The 15,593-nt window shown below is 67.6% G+C and carries 10 protein-coding genes; 2 read left to right on the forward strand and 8 right to left on the reverse strand.

Annotated features, from left to right (window positions below):
* Positions 1 to 96 precede the first annotated feature (96 nt).
* The 5 genes from NN4_RS23810 to dprE1 all read right to left on the reverse strand — a co-directional run bounded on the left by NN4_RS23810 (position 97) and on the right by dprE1 (position 10,164).
* Entirely contained in the window at positions 97 to 3,522 is a 3,426-nt protein-coding gene (locus NN4_RS23810) for an arabinosyltransferase domain-containing protein (RefSeq protein ID WP_147135447.1), read from the reverse strand.
* A 59-nt stretch (positions 3,523 to 3,581) separates the two neighbouring features.
* Positions 3,582 to 5,450: a glycosyl transferase gene (locus NN4_RS23815; RefSeq protein ID WP_147135450.1), complete on the reverse strand. Its 1,869-nt coding sequence runs from the start codon at positions 5,448 to 5,450 to the stop codon at positions 3,582 to 3,584.
* 153 nt (positions 5,451 to 5,603) lie between these two features.
* Complete coding sequence (locus tag NN4_RS23820) at positions 5,604 to 7,532, reverse strand: galactan 5-O-arabinofuranosyltransferase (RefSeq protein ID WP_246181050.1); 1,929 nt, start codon at positions 7,530 to 7,532, stop codon at positions 5,604 to 5,606.
* 374 nt (positions 7,533 to 7,906) lie between these two features.
* Positions 7,907 to 8,686, reverse strand: a complete 780-nt coding sequence (gene dprE2 / locus NN4_RS23825; protein ID WP_246181041.1) for a decaprenylphospho-beta-D-erythro-pentofuranosid-2-ulose 2-reductase — start codon at positions 8,684 to 8,686, stop codon at positions 7,907 to 7,909.
* The gene (gene dprE1, locus NN4_RS23830) at positions 8,683 to 10,164 is read right to left on the reverse strand and encodes a decaprenylphosphoryl-beta-D-ribose oxidase (RefSeq protein WP_371865691.1); all 1,482 of its coding nucleotides are present in this window, start codon (positions 10,162 to 10,164) and stop codon (positions 8,683 to 8,685) included. The genes dprE2 and dprE1 overlap by 4 nt, the downstream gene beginning before the upstream one ends.
* Positions 10,165 to 10,262: 98 nt before the next feature.
* Between dprE1 and NN4_RS23835 the strand changes: the two genes are divergently transcribed.
* Positions 10,263 to 10,718: a GtrA family protein gene (locus tag NN4_RS23835; RefSeq protein ID WP_147135459.1), complete on the forward strand. Its 456-nt coding sequence runs from the start codon at positions 10,263 to 10,265 to the stop codon at positions 10,716 to 10,718.
* A gap of 18 nt (positions 10,719 to 10,736) precedes the next feature.
* Here NN4_RS23835 and NN4_RS23840 read toward each other — a convergent pair whose 3' ends face one another.
* From NN4_RS23840 to NN4_RS23850, 3 genes are all read right to left on the reverse strand, one after another.
* A complete protein-coding gene (locus tag NN4_RS23840; RefSeq protein WP_147135464.1) occupies positions 10,737 to 11,372 on the reverse strand; it encodes a pyridoxamine 5'-phosphate oxidase family protein in 636 nt (211 codons plus the stop codon).
* A 240-nt stretch (positions 11,373 to 11,612) separates the two neighbouring features.
* A complete protein-coding gene (locus NN4_RS23845; protein ID WP_147135468.1) occupies positions 11,613 to 13,799 on the reverse strand; it encodes a molybdopterin-dependent oxidoreductase in 2,187 nt (728 codons plus the stop codon).
* Between the two features lie 262 nt (positions 13,800 to 14,061).
* Positions 14,062 to 14,544, reverse strand: a complete 483-nt coding sequence (locus tag NN4_RS23850; RefSeq protein ID WP_147135471.1) for a hypothetical protein — start codon at positions 14,542 to 14,544, stop codon at positions 14,062 to 14,064.
* Positions 14,545 to 14,857: 313 nt separating this feature from the next.
* On the opposite strand from NN4_RS23850, the gene NN4_RS23855 reads away from it, so the two are divergent.
* Positions 14,858 to 15,433, forward strand: a complete 576-nt coding sequence (locus NN4_RS23855) for a DUF4282 domain-containing protein (RefSeq protein WP_147135475.1) — start codon at positions 14,858 to 14,860, stop codon at positions 15,431 to 15,433.
* The last annotated feature ends 160 nt before the right edge of the window (positions 15,434 to 15,593 follow it).

The following is a 15,593-nucleotide window of genomic DNA, read 5'->3' on the forward strand; positions in this document are numbered from 1 at the left end:
CGTGCGGCGAAATAGGCTTCCAACCGGTCTGTTTACGACATCTTTGCGCCGGCGCAACACCGAACCGGCTGGTTCGGTGTCGCGCGCAGCTGCCGCCTAGCGAACCCGGATCGGATCATCCTTGGCCAGACCGGTGCGGGTCTCGACGGTGACGCCGATCCGCGCCGGTTCGGCCTGCGGGTCGTAGGGGGTGAACTTTTCCAGCGACCCCCAGTCGCGCGACCAGTCGTGGTCGAGATAGCTGGGGATGGTCTCCGACTTCAGCAGCAGCCCGGTCCAGCCGAGCGGCCCGCCGCCGATGTCGTCCTGCCAGGCGTTGGACGCGTCGGAGCCGACCCGGTCGGGCAGGATGCGCCAGTTCGGCACCTCGGCGACACCGTCGCGATGGTTGAACGGACGCTGGCACGGGAAGGCGAGCCCGACGTGCCAGTCGAGTAGCACCGGATCTTGCGAGCCGACAACGGTATTCAGCGGAGCGAGCTTGGGCAGCCGGGGCGGGGTGACGGCGAGCCACTGCTTCGGCGTGATGTCGTTGTCCACCGCGACCAGCCGTACTGCGTTCGCTTCGATCGGCAGCTGGTCCAACGGCACCCGCAGGTTGCGCCAGGACGGCGCGGGCCCGATGTCGATCGGATCGACCGTGCCGAGCTTGCGCACCGAGCCGTCCGCCTCGTGCACGCCGTACTCGAGATGCAGTTCCTGCCCGTAGGTGACCACACCGTCGGCGTCGACATGCCTGATCCGGCCCGCCGCGGTGATCGCGAGCACCTGGTAGGCGGGGTCGTGGCGCATGCTGTCGGCCAGGTCGAGGCGGTACCACTGGGAGGTCAGCGAAGCCTGCTGCTGCTCGTCCTCCTGGTAGCTGCCCATGATCGGCGTGGTCGCCGGGTCGAGGCCGAATGGCAAGGCGACCGTGCTGCCGTTGATGCCGGTCTGCGTGGTGGTGCCGCCTCCGGTGCCCGCGCCGGTGGTCTTGGTTGTTTTGTTCTTGGCGTCGGAGTTCACCGAGTTCGCGCCACCGGCCACGGTTTCGTCCGCATCGGCGGTCAGGTCGCTCGCGACACCGTTGGGCGTGAATCCCTTTGTTTCAGCGGCCAATCCGTCGGCGGGCGAACCAGAGTAGGGGAGCAGCAGCGAGTTGGCGGTGTCCGTCTCCACCAGCACCTCGTTGGCCAGCGCGCACGGATCGCCCTTCAACGACTGGAGATTCGACTTGGCGACCGAGTACGCGGGGTACTGCGCGACCGCCGCTTTCGCCAGCGACATCACCTCGAACAACACCAGCATCGCCGCGGCGATGGTCAGCGGAGCGGTCGCGAATCGATCGAATCGCTTTGGTGCCGTGCGGGCCTGACGGTACGGCTCTCGATAATGCAGCCAGACTGCGACCACCAGCGCGACCCCGCTGAGCCCCAGGAACAGCGTGGAGAAGCCCTTGCCCGCGAACAGTGGCGCCTTGTCCCACCACGGCACCCCGTAGCTGGACACATACCACCAGCCGTTCGACCCGGTGAAGGTGATCGCGAGCAGGAAGAGCACCGCCGCCGCGAACAGCGCCCGGTTGCGCGGCGAGCGAATTCCCTCGCTGCCCACCGCTACTGCCGCGAGCGCGGCCAGCGATCCGGCCAGGCCGGCGTACACACCGAAGTGGTGCGTCCACTTGGTCGGCGTGAACATCATCAGGACCAGCGACGCGAACACGATGCCGAGGATCCGCACCGACGGCCCGCGCGAGGTGCCGGGGATGCGACCCTTGCGCAGCACCTGCAGCACGCAGACCAGCAGGCACAGCAGCATGACCAGCACACCGAACCGCCGCGCCAGCGATCCGTCCGGGGACAGCATCAACAGCGAATCCCACCGTGTACGTTCGTCGAACCAGGCCACGTTCGGGCCGACGATGGTGCGCACCCGGGTGGCTTCCAGCACGGTGGAGAGGGTCTGATCGGCGAAAACCACCACCAGCACGAGGGTTCCGGCGGACAGGCCCGGTGCGAGCAGTGCGAGGTAGCGGAAAACCGTTGTCGCCCAGGAGGGACGGCGCTGGGGCTCGTGTGCCCCGGACGTCGTTGTCTGGCTGTGGTTCTCGGCCGCTACCGTCCCCGCACCCGCGGGCGCAGTCTCCGAACTTGCGTAGGAGCCACCTTCGGTACCGAGCCCCATTGCCCCGGTTGGGCTTTCGGCCACTCCACCGCCTACCGCAGGCACCACCCCGCGCGCCCGCTTGATGATGATCTGCAACACCGGCCGCGATCCCGCGATCAACGCCGCGATGCAGATGAGCCCGGTCGGCCCGGCGGCCAGTGAGAACCCAGCGATCAACACCGCGACCGCCGCGGGCAGCAGCCGCCCGGTGGCAATGGCCCGTTCGATCGAGCACCAGGTGAGCAGCGCACCCGCCGCGATCAGCGGCTCCGGCCGCAGCCCGTTGTCATAGGGCAGCCAGAAGGCGAGGAACACCAACCCGGCGGTCCACAGCGCGACCTTGTTCCGCCGCACCCGAGCACCCAGGCGCGGCAACACCTCCCGGCTGATCACCAGCCAGCAGACCACACCCGCGAGCACGGCGGGCAGCCGCATCCACGGACTGGCATCCGAAATCCGGGTCATCCAGGCGAGCACCTCGTACGACCAGCCGAACGGCGCCTCGGGCACCGCGAACCAGCGATAGTAGTTCGCCATGTACCCGGCGTGCCCGGAGGCCCGCGCCATGTTCAGGATGTAGCCGTCGTCGGAGGTGTTGGCGCCGATGAAGTGCCACAGCCCGAGCGTGCCGAGCACCACGCCGTCGGTCGCGGTGAACCGCCACCAGTGCGCGGGCAGGAACCGGCGGGCCCGGCGCCGGTCACTGGTGTCCAGCAGGTGCAGTGCGATCAGTGCGATGAGCGTGCACAGCACGGCCGCGATGATCGCGGCCAGCTTCAGCACCGACGGCGACGAGGAGAACCGGGAGTCGATGTCGGCGTGCAACCGCGCACCATCCAACCGACCGGCCGCCAGATCGGTGAACGCCCCGACCACCTGCGGGCGGATGTCCCGAGTCACGGTGTTACGGAAGGGCGTTCCGTCCTGCCGGGACGCGCCGGTGATCTCGGTGGTCGTCGCGGCGGCGGTCGAGTCGACGGTGAGTGCCGTGCAGCCCGCCGCGGTGATCTCGGCGACCGGCGCGGACAGCAGCGGAACGTCGCGCAGCACCACCGAGAGCGTGTCGTCGGCGACCGAGACGACCAGTCCCTTGCTCGCGGCCTGGCCCGAGGCGACCGGCACGGTGGACACCACCGTGCCCGTGCCCACCGCCTGGATGACCGAGCACGGCAGCGTCGTGGTCAGCCGCAGCGGCTGATACGACACCAGCGGCGCCTCGACACTGCTGAGTCCGGCCTGTGGCCAGTCCAGCGTGGCCTGGTCCTGCCGCACCGGCAACAGCGGTGTCAGCAGCGCCAGCACGAATCCCAGGAACCCGGAGACGAGGGCGATCAGGCGGTAACGGGTGAACGCTCGAGTTGATCGGTCCGGTCGCACGGGGGTTGATGCTAGCTACCCGATGGGCCGGACCCGGTGATCACCACTGTTACCGGCGCTCACCGCAGCGCGCGAACGTTCCAAACCCACACGTCGTCCACCCGGGTCGGCCCGAAGCCGAGCAGCCGCGTCACGGTGGCGGACAGCGTGTCGCCGTTCGCGGTCGCGGGCAGCACCAGCACGTCGGCCCGCCAGAAGTTCAGGTCGTTCAGCAGCTGCGCGCGTTCCTCGTCGCCGATCGGCGGCACCACCCCGGTGTCCTGCGCCTGCACCAGCAACGCGGTGGTCGGGCGCATCTCCGGACCGTAGATGCCTTTCTTCTGCGTCCCGGTCGGTCCGACGAAGTACCCGCCGGCCAGCGGGAAGTCGAAGCCCGCGTCGGCCTGCCAGCGCAACGCCCGCGCATCGGCCGGGCGCGGCGGCGGCACCATGACCACCGACCCGTCGCGGACGTACTCGCGCACCGCGCCGTCGGCGAAGAACTCCGGCGTCGGCGCGCGCTCGATCACGGGCAGCACCGTCGGCACCAGCGGCAGCAGCGCACACGCGAGCGTGCCGAACCAGGCCAGCGGTCGCCAGTCGACCGGCGACTCGCGCCAGGCCCGGACCGCCCGATCGGTCGCCAGCGCGAGGATCACCGCGATGGCGGGAATCGCCGCCATGGTCAGCCGGGACTCCAGCACCGTGTTGAGCAGCGGGACCTTTTCCGCCCAGCGCCACGGCAATTCGACGCCGGTGCTCCGCTTGCCGAGCATGGCGACCGCACCCAGTGACAGCACGCCGAACACCGCGATCACCGCGCCCGCGGCACGCACCAGGCGATCACGCCACAGCAGCGCGGCGGTGGCGGCGACGAGCAGCAGTAGCGGCCAGCCGAAGTAGGCGTTCTGCTCGGTTTCGTTGATTGCCACATATTGACCCGGCGAGAACATTCCGCCCAGCGATTCGGACGGGAACTGCACGATCGCCTTCAGGTCGTTGCCCATCGGCCCGTGATCGATCGAGCGGTAACTCTGCGGCCCGAAGAACTGCCACCACAGCGGTATCACGGTGAGCATCAGGGTGATCACCGCCGCGAGCAGTACCGTTGGGGTGATCCGGCGCAGCGCGCGCAGCCCCAGCCGCGGCGCGTGCAGGTAGTACACGACCGCGAACAGCCCGAACGACAGCGCGAAGATCAGCAGCGGCTCCTCGCCGAGCGCGATCTGCATGGCGACGAGCAGTCCGAGCACGACGGCATCCCGGATCCGGCTGCGCGCCCCCGCCGCACCGGCCCGCCGCGCCATCCGGATCAGGTGACCGGCGATGACCGGAAGAAGCACCAGCACAACGAAATTGGGGTGGGCGTTGGCATGCGAGATCATCGCGGGCGCGAAGCCGCAGAACAGGCCGCCGATGCTCGCCGCGAACTTCGATTCGACGAGCTCCCTGGAGAACAGCCAGTACCAGCCGAGCGCGGTGGCGGCCAGGCCGAGGGTGAGCACGAGCACGAACGTCACCGTCGGCCCGAACAGCAGGGTGATCGGCGTGAACGGCACCCCGACCCCGAACATGGCCGTGTTGGCCATCATGTTCACCCCGGCGGGGAAGTTCTGCAGGTTCGTGCCGAGCGGGTTCTCCAGATTCGCCACCGAGTGCGCGGTGACCGCGAAGAACCACTCCCACATCGTCTGGTCCTGACCGCTCTTGATCAGGTACCCGCTCTGCGTATTGCGCCACTGCCCGGACAGGACCAGGACGGCCAGCGCGAGGTAGCCGAGTCCGGCGATCAGGTCGAACCGATTGACCCGGATGCGGGGGAGTCTTCGCCTCCGAACCGGAGCCGACGGGCCCTTCGTGAGCACTCCGGTCGCGTTGGATTTCCTATCCGCGACCCCGACCGCCGACCCGTCCAGACTGCCCAGATCGACCTGCTCTACCCGTACCACCTGCAAACTTCTCCTACTAGCTAGCTCTAACTCAGCCGCCCACGGTAACCGAACAGGCTGTGTTGTGCCTGGCAACGGGGGCTGACGGGCGCACGGAACATCGCGGACGCGCAGGTAGCGACGCGCTTCTGCGATGTTCCGCGCGGAGTTGCGCTATCGACGGAGAGTGACCAGGGCGAACGGGCCGATGTCGGTGGTCGTGAAGCGCGGGTCGGCGAAGAGTTCCTTGGGGAAGCTGACGGTGTAGCGCTCGACGTTGGGATCGTTCGGGTAGACGTCCTTGGCGAGGCGCAAGGTGTAGGCGTCATCACCGCGCCGGAACAAAAAGGCATCCGGAGCCCGCCACGGGCAGGCGGCCAGGGCGTCCAGCAGCGCACCGGAGGACTTCAGCTTGCTCCAGCCCTCGATGGTCGCGGCCCGGCCGGCGAAATCGGCGAGCGGGTTGGCGTAGTGCGAGGTGAGTGCCTGGAAGCCGTAGTACGGGTAGAAGGACAGGAAGCTGGTGTCGGCGGTGAGGACCACCGTCTCCGAGCGCGGGCGGCCGGTCTGCGCGGTGAGCGTCGCGTCCACCGCCTGGTAGTGCGCGACGGCTGAGGGCGGTCGTTGATCCGCACGTTCGCCGTTACCGTCGGTGTCGGTGTACGCGGTGGTGATCTCCGGCGCCAGAATGTGCGGGATGTTCTGAGTGAACGCGAGCGCGCCGACGATGGCGACGGCCACCGCCGCGAGCCGGAACCGGCTCGGCTCGCCGATCGCCTGGTAGACGGCCCTGGCACCCTCGATGAAGCCGAACGCGCCCGCCGCCCCGAGCAGTACCAGCAGGACCGGCTCCAGCCGGAACGACAGCAGCGTGGTGCCTGCCGCGGTGGCGGTCATCGACAGCAGCGTCCACAGGTAGATCGCCAGCACACCGATGCCGAGCGCCTGCGCCCGTCGCGACGAGGCCGCGCGTACCACCAGCCAGATCAACCCGACCAGGCACAGCGCGCCGCGCAAGGAGAACTCCGCCATCGGGAACGCCAGCTCGGCACCGCCCTCCGGCAGGTAGTGGAACGCCGAACCGGACCTCGTCGGCACCCCGTCCAGCGCCTTCAACAGGATCGGCAGCCACACGATCAACGCGACCACCGCGGCGATCGCGGCGATTACCACCAGTCGTACCAGCGGCGGGACGGCTGCCCGCCACACCGGACGAACCGCGCCTTCGGCGGTACGAGCCCGCCGGGGATGACCGGCGAGCCGTCGTTCCCGCACCGCGAGCCACGCCGCCACCAAACCCATCAGCCCGACGGCGAAAGCCGCGACGCCGAAGTACAGCGTGTAGAAGCTCGCCGCCACACCGAGGAAGAGCCCGGTGCCGACCACCGCGCCCCAGCCGCCGGCGGTGCCGCGCGCGGTCGGTTCCTCCGGCCGGTGCAGCGCGCCCCACGCGAGGACGAGCGCGGGCGGCAACAGGATGACGATCACCGAGCTGTACGCCTCCGGCGCGGCGTATGCCACCGCGAGTGCGGTGACCGCCGCCGTGACCGCGATCGCCCAGTCCGCGCGAATCAGCTTGGACCACAGCACGAGCGAGATCACGGCCGCCACTGCGATCGACCCGATCGCATACGGCTTGAACGCCTCCCAGCCGTCCATCCCGAGCACGTTCGCGACGCGCCCGCCGATCCAGAACCAGCCCGCCGGATAGAACGGCGGCAGATCCGCATAGGTCATGTCGTGCAGCGCGGCCGTATCGGTGAGGCGGGTCAGGTATTCGGTACGAAACTCCTGATCCACCGAGACACCCAACAGGTACAGCTTGGTCGCGGCCAACGGCATGCCGAGGGTGAATGTGACAAACGTCGAAATGCCCACCCAAGAAAGCAGTTTCGCGACCCACGGCCGCGTGAACCACTTGCCCGCGCGCTGTCCGTGGCGAACCAGCGCGATCGCCGCGACCACGAAGACCGCGGCGACGACCTGTCCCACCGTTGTCAGTGCCCGAGTCACGTTGGAGGAGTTGAACGCGGGCCACTGCACCATCGAGAACGCCACGAGCCCCACCGCGGTCACCGCGATGGCGACCAGCGCTGCCAGCATCGCCTCACCGACGCCGGACCCGATGTGCCTGAGCAGCAACGCACCTCGCCCGCCGATGGGAGCGGGTGCTTCGCCCCGCTCGGCGACCGTGGCCGTCATCGGCCCACTCCGGCGGCCTCGACGTGCGGCAGGCACGCCGTGCCGGTGCGGCCTTCTCGGATTACTCGCATGGCATCTCCGGGTTCACTCGGGCTGAGCATTCGCGTCGGCGCCGCATGGTCTCGGTTCGAGAGCGTGCGGGGGATCGGCGATCATGCTGCCAGGTCCGGCTTCGGATGCGGCGACCTGTGCCGGTCGTGGCGAAACGAAAACCGCACCTCGCCGCCCCGCGTACCGGATGCGGGATCGGATCGAGGTGCGGCTCGAAGCAAAACTCAGATGGGCAGCTTGCGGAAGATCGGGCGCGGGATGTGGCGCAGGATCATCATCACGTAGCGGAAGGCACCGGGTGCCCAGATCAGGTCCTTGCCCCGCTGGGAAGCCGAAACGGCAAGTGCCGCAACGTCTTCCTTGTCGACGGTGAGCGGAGCCTCCTTGACGCCGGCCGAGGCCCACGCGTCGATGGTGGTCTTGGTGCGCACCTGACCGGGCCGGATGACCAGCACGCGCGGGCCGTACGGCCGCAGCGCCTCGCCGAGGCCGAGGTAGAACCCGTCCAGGCCGGCCTTGGTCGAGCCGTAGACGAAGTTCGAGCGGCGCACCCGCTCACCGGCCGCCGAGGACATGGCGATGATCCGGCCGTAGCCCTGCGCCTTCATCTTCTCGCCGATCAGCACGCCGACCGAAACCGCGGCGGTGTAGTTGATTCCGGCGATCTGCACGGCCTTGCGCTGGTCCTGCCACAGCTCCTCGGCATTGCCGAGCAGCCCGAACGCGACGATGGCGACATCGACGTCGCCGCCGTCCCACGCCGCGTCGATCACCTTCGGGTGGCTGTCGGTGTCGAGGGCGTCGAAGTCGATGACGTCGACCTGGCTCGCGCCCGCCGCCTTCATCTGCGCGACCGCCTCGTCGCGCAGCGGATCGTTGGGCAGCGCGGCGAGCACGATGCGCGCGGGGCCCTTCTTCAGGTATTCCGCGCAGATCGCCAGGCCGATTTCGGAGGTCCCGCCGAGCAGCAGGATGGCCTGCGGGTTTCCTACGGCATTGATCACTGCAGCTCCAGCCTTCTCGCCATATCGGACATGAAAACGCCTGTGGGATCGACGCTTCGGCGGATCTTGATCCATTCGTCGATCCGCGGGTACATCTGGTGGAACGTCTCCGCGGTGGTTCGCGAGTCCTTCGCGGTGTACAGCCTGCCGCCGAACTCCAGCACCCGCCGGTCCAGCTCGCTGACCAGCTCGTTCAGGCCCGGCCGGATCGGGAAGTCGACACAGATGTTCCAACCCGGCATCGGGAAGCTCAATGGGGACGGATTTCCCGCGCCGAACAGCTTGAACACATTCAAGGCCGAGTAGTGACCCGACGCCTGGATGTCGATGATGATCCGCTTGAACTCTTCGACCGCTTCGGTCGGAACCACGAACTGGTACTGCAGGAACCCGGCGGGCCCGTAGGCACGGTTCCACTCGGCGATCATGTCGAGCGGGTGGTAGAACTGCGTCAGGTTCTGCACCTTGCCGGTGTAGTTGCCGCCGAGCGCGTAATACGCCTCGCCCACCGCACCTAGGCTGAGCTTGTTCGCCGTCCAGCTCGGGAAGATGTTCGGCACCGTCATCAGCTGTGGCGCATCGAATTTCAGTGGATTCGCACGCTTGCGCTTGGGCAGTTCGTCCACCTTGGCAAGGCGGCCACGGGTGATGTTCGCCCGGCCGAGCTTCGGCAGCGGGTTCATCACGTCGAACCACGCGCTCGAATACGTGTAGTTCGCCTCGCTGCCGTCGCTGTGTGCCGCGATGGTCTCGTCCAGCGTGGTGGTCTTCACACCGTCATTGAGGAAGTACGCCGTTTCGGTGGGCGTCATCTCGATGGTCGCGCGCAGGATGATCCCGGTGAGCCCGTTGCCGCCGACGGTCGCCCAGAACAGCTTGGCGTTGCGCTTCGGGGTGATGTGCTGCACCTGCCCATCGGCGGTCAGCAGATCGATCGAGCGCACGTGGTTGCCGAAGCTGCCCTCGCTGTGATGGTTCTTACCGTGGATGTCGGAGGCGATGGCGCCGCCGATCGTCACCTGACGGGTGCCCGGCAGCACTGGAACCCAGAGCCCGAACGGCAGCGCCGCCTTCATGAGCTGGTCCAGGCTGACGCCACCGTCCACGTCGACGATCCGCGTATCGCGGTCGATCCGGTGGATATGGTTCAGCGCCGTCATATCGACGACCAGCCCGCCTGCGTTCTGCGCGTGGTCGCCGTAGGAGCGCCCGAGCCCGCGCGCGATGATGCCGCGGCGCAGGTGCGGTGGCTTCGAGTCGTTGTCCTCGGCGACCATGGCGACGGCCTTGGCGATCAGTTCTGGATCGCTGGTCGAGAGCACTTCGGAAGAGGTTGGTGCGGTGCGACCCCACCCGGTCAACGTGCGGGTGTGCGTCGGCAATGCGAACGCGTTCCCGGCGTCGGCCCCATCGTTTGTGACGGTGGTGCCGCTCTCGTTACCGGTTGTCGTGGTGGCGGTCGGAGCTTTCGTGGACATCGGGATAGAGGCTACAGGTATGACCGGACATCCGGTCGAGGTCTCTTACTCCGGAGTAGTGATCTACATATCGTTTTGGCGACCGCTACGCTCGTCGCGTGCATGCCGAACCCCACCTGCCGCTCCCGGCCGAGCTGCCGCTGGTCGACGAGCCGGGCGGTACCGACGTCGACCTGAAGACCCAGATCGTCCGGTTCACACTGACCGGCGGGCTGTCGGCGGTCGTCGACTTCGGGCTGTACAGCCTGCTGTTCAACGTGCTCGGGCTGCCGCGCGAGGCCGCGAAGTCGCTCAGCTTCATCGCGGGCACCACCACGGCCTACCTGATCAACCGCCGATGGACCTTCCAGGCGGCGCCGAGCCGAGCCCGGTTCGTCGCCGTGGTGATCCTCTACGCGGTCACCTTCGCCGTCCAGGTGGGTATCAACGCGGTGCTCTACGAAGCCCTGCCCGACGCCGTCTGGCGTCAGCTGCTGGCCTTCGTCGTCGCCCAGGGCACCGCCACTGTGATCAACTTCGTCGTGCAGCGCCTGGTGATCTTCAAGATCCACTAGGCCCGCGGGACGGCTCGATCAGCGGGTGACCAGCGCGGCCACCTCGACCCGGTCGCCGCTCTCTGCTTTGGCGCCGAAGTAGTCGCCACCCTTGGCGCGGACATTGTCGGTGCCCCAGTCGCGGCGTTCGCGGTCGGCGGGGACCAGGTGCGGAATGTGCTTGCGGCAGTGGATGTAGGCCTCTTCGATGTCGACCACCACCCAGCGTTCGGCGGTGCGGCCCTTGAGGTTCTCCGGTAGCCCGGATACCGCGTTGCGCAAGGTTGCGTCGGGGATGATCCGGGCCGAGCCGTTGATGTGCAGGCCGATCAGGTCGCGCACGAAATCGATTAGCAGGATGCCTACGTGCGGGTTCTCCAGAATGTTGCCGAGGCTGGCCAGCACCCCGTTGCCGCGGTATTCGGGGTACGCAATCGTGCGTTCGTCGATGACGTGCAGAAAACCGGGTTCGCCTGCCCGGAAGGTCGAGTCGCACTCGCCGTGTTTGTCCGCCGTGGCGATGAAGGCCATGTCCATCCGCCCGATGAACTCGATCATCGTGGGATTGAGCTGTTCGAGCACCTGGTCGTGGTAGAAACGCGCCGCTCTGTCCTGTGTGCCGTACCGCTCCTGTAGCTCGTGCTCGCCGTCACTGCCGCACTGCGTACTGGGCATCTTCGTCACCCTCTGGTAGCCGGAATCCGGATCCTGCGAGGGTTCGGCGTTGAGCCCCGCGACTAAACCGAAATCCTGTCCATGTTAAGTCCGTTCGGCCTGGCAAAACTACGAAATCCACGTTGAGAATGCACCGAATGCGTAGTTAGCGCAAGGGATTCCGAAACTTAGCTAAAAGCCGACCGGCCGGAATTATCGTCCGAGCCGGCCGACGTGCGGGAGAGGATTTCCGGACGCGCGTCACGCCGGGTTCAGGGTCACCGGGACACCGTTGAAGACCGCGTTGCCCGACGGCACGTCGACCACCGAATCATCGGTCAGCACATTGGCGTTGACGCCCGCGTGCGCCCGCGCCACCGTCTGCGTGCTGTCGGTGTGGCCCCAGCCGTGCGGCAGGCTCACCACGCCGGGCATGATCGTCTCGGTCGGCTCCAGCGGCACCGTCAGCGTGCCCGCCGCCGACTTCACCACCGCGTGCTCGCCTAGCCCGAGCCGCGCCACATCGGCCGGATTGATATGCAGCGTGCAGCGATTCGACCCGCTCACCAGCTGGCCGATGTTGTGCATCCAGCTGTTGTTGGACCGCAGCTGACGCCGCCCGATCAGCACCACGTCCGGCGCGGTATCGGCCAACCGGGCCCGCATCCTGGCCACATCGTCGAGCAGCTGCCGCGGGGCGAGTTCCACCATCTTCGACTCGGTGCGCAGCGCGCCGGGCAGCTTCGGCTGCAACGGCCCGAGGTCGATACCGTGCGGATTGTCGAGCAGCACTTGCAGATTCAGCGTGCCGCCGTTCCATTCGCCGTACGGCCCGAGGCGAAGCATCAGGTCGAGGCGTTGTTCGGTGGTGTCGGCCCCGATCAATTCGCCGCGCCGGTCCGCCATTCCGGCTTTCTGCAGCATGCCCGCGATGATCAGTTCGTCCACTCCGGTGAGCGGGTCCACCCCGTCCGCACCCTCGTGCGGCATGCCCGAGACCGCCGCGGCGAGGCGCGCCAGCACCCCCGACTCCGACGGGCGATCGCCGAGCGGCACCAACGGCCGGGAGTAACGGGCGTAGTTGTGCACCGCGAACTGCAGCAGGGCGAAGTCGTAGTGCGGCGACTGCACCGGTCGCGGCGGCGGCAGGATCACGTCGGCGTGCCTGGTGGTTTCGTTGCGGTAGCGGTCCACGCTGACCATGAAGTCGAGCTGGGCGAAGGCGGCGTCGAGCCGGGCACCGCTCGGCGCGGAGAGCACCGGGTTGCCTGCGACCGTCACCAGCGCGCGGATCTGACCCTCGCCCGGGGTGAGGATCTCGTCGGCCAGCGTCGCGACCGGCAGTTCACCCATCGCCTCGGGCAGGCCCCGCACCCGGCTGGCCCAGCGGCCGAGCCGGAACGGCCTGCTGCGCGTGATTCCGCCCGCCGCCGCGGTGGCGAACATCGCCCCGCCCGGCGAGTCCAGGTTGCCGGTCAACGCGTTGATCGCATCGACGAGCCACTGGGTGATGGTGCCGAACTCCGCCGTGCAGGTGCCGATCCTGGCGTACACCGCCGCGGTCGGCGCGGCCGCGAGCTCGCGGGCGAGGCGGATCACCGTCGCCGCGGGCACCCCGGTGCGTACCGCCACCGAGTCCGGGCTGAAGGCAGCTGCGGCCGTGCGCAGTTCATCGAGCCCGGCGACCTCGACCCGCAGGTCGGTGAGCTGCTCGGCGAACAGCGTGTGCACGATGCCGAACAGCAGGTACGCGTCGCTGCCCGGCCGGATGAACAGGTGCTCGTCGGCCAGCTTCGCGGTCCGGGTGACGCGCGGGTCCACCACTACGAACCGGCCGCCGCGGCGCTGCAACGCCTTCAACCGCCCGGGGAAATCCGGTGCGGTACACAGTGACCCGTTCGACTCCAGCGGATTCGCGCCGAGCATCAGCAGGTAGTCGGTGCGATCCAGATCCGGGACCGGCACCGTCAGCGGATCGCCGAACATCAGCCCGCTGGCCACCTGCTTGGGCATCTGGTCGGCGGTACTCGCCGAGAAAAGGTTCTTGGTACTCAATGCGCGCAGCAGCACAGGTACGTAGAGCGCCCCGGCAACGGTGTGTGCGTTCGGGTTGCCCAAATAGGCTGCCGCCGCCTGTTTTCCGTGTTCGGCGACCACCGCGGGAAAGCGTTCCGCGATCAGATCGAAGGCCTCGTTCCACGAGGCGGTCCGCCAGGTATCGGTGGCCCGGTCGCGAATCATCGGCTCGGTCACCCGATCGGGGTCCTCGTCGAGATGGCCGAAGCTCGCCCCCTTGGGGCAGATGAAGCCCTTGCTGAAGGGGTCCTGCTTGTCGCCGCGAACCGAGGTCACATGATCATCGGAATCGAGGGTGAGTTCGAGTCCGCACACCGCCTCGCAGAGCGGGCAGGTGCGCAACAGGTTGCGTGAATCCGTGATCGAGGCCATGCCACATCCTCCCGCGCTATGGCCGGTCTGAAAAGAGAACACGGGATATGCGACGCGGGTGGCAGCTACAACGACCGATACCCGCTACCTCTTCTTCGGACATCGAAGACGTGGTGCGGGTGTCCAGGGCGGCTACGGCGCCCTTCGTATCGACCGAGCGACTGCTGGAAGCAGAACGACCGATACCGGAGCGCCGGGGCTGTCGACGCGAATCGGATATCGGTCGTGATGGCCGGGGTTGCCCCGGCCGTCGTTCAAACCTCTAGCAGGCGACGCTGGTGAGCTGGTCGCGCTTCTGCGCGGTCGCGGCCCGGACGGCGGCGCTGATCGCGACCACCGGCGGAACCCAGCGGGCCTCGCCCGGTGCGACACCCCAGCAGGCCGAACCGGCCAGCAGGTGGGTGGGCGGCAGCGGGACGGTCGCGCCGTCGGTGTGCACGATGGCACCCGCGGATGTCAGCGCCTCGAGCGCCATGGCGGCCTTGCGGACGCCGGTGACCAGGTGGATCTCGCGACGCTCCGCGCCGGGCAGTTCGATGACCGGGCCGGAAAGATTGTTCGCCCGCAAGAAGCGGCGAACCTCGCCGGCCAGCTCGCCGCTGACCTCGATGGCCGAAAGGTCGTCATCGGTGATCAGGCAGAGACCGTTGGCCGTTTCTGCGACCGTCCATCCGCGCTGGGTGTAGTCCTGCGCAGCGGCGGTCATAGCGGCCGCCGAGACGGAAGTCGGAAACGTGGTGCGCACTGTTCTCTCCATTCCCCGGTAGATCTGGGTCCTGCATTCATGGGTCGTATCGGTGCCAGCTGTCCGCAGCGTTACGCGATCTTCGAAACTTCTTCGTCAGTGTTGGCTACGTCTCTTTCAGGTGCCCTTGAAAGCAAATTGCTATGACGTTGCTCGAACTTCGCAAATTTTGTTGTCCCCCGGCTACTTTGAGTCGCTGACCTGTCCTTTCGCTGTGCCATTCCTGCGAGACCGCTGAGGATGATGGGACGGATGTGGTCTGCGCTACTTCTCTGGCTGGCTCGGATGTGGGATTGCGGGGAGGATTTCGACCATGAGCGATGAGTCCACCGGTGCGGGCAAGGGGACCGAGCCGCCCGACCCGGAGGGGTACGAAGCCGAATCGCGGTGGATCACCTGGAAAGAATCAGCGACCCGCCGGTTCTCCCGCGCCGCTGTCATCGAGGAGGAGCAACCGGCTGAGCCGTTCGAGAGTCCGCGCGCCTTCGGCCAGTGGAGCGTCGAGGCGGCGCGCGGTTTGCTCGATGTGCAGTTCCGGCGGCCCGCCACGCGAACGCTGCTGCCGCTGGCCTACATCCTCGGTCTGGTGTTCGCCTGCGCCGTTCCGATCGCGCTGACAGTACTCATGTGGCGGGTCTCCGCGGTGCTGGGGGTGCTTGCCGCGGTGATCGGAATTCCGTTGGGGCTGACCATCGCGGCCGCGGTGCGCCTGATGCTGGAATTCCTGGTGAACGCGTCCCGGTTGGCCACCAGGGTGGAGCACATCAGCGAGCTGGCCGACGATTTGTTCCAGGCGCTGTCCGATGTCGCCGAACCGGTCAATCAGCTCTCCGAAGACGTTCGCGCCGTGCAGTTCTGGCGCTTCCGCAAGGGCGGCTCGCGCAGGTAGGCGCGTCGAATCTCGCCCGGCACAGGGTATTTGGCGTTGTTTTGCCACCGGCCTAGCTGTGACACCCATCGTGACCTATGTCCGTTTTGCTGTGAAACAATGCTGTTTGGATGCCGGTATACCGACGACAGCATCTGGTAGGGATGGTCCCAATGGCGAA

The organism is Nocardia ninae NBRC 108245 (assembly GCF_007990755.1).
GTDB classification, from domain to species: domain Bacteria; phylum Actinomycetota; class Actinomycetes; order Mycobacteriales; family Mycobacteriaceae; genus Nocardia; species Nocardia ninae.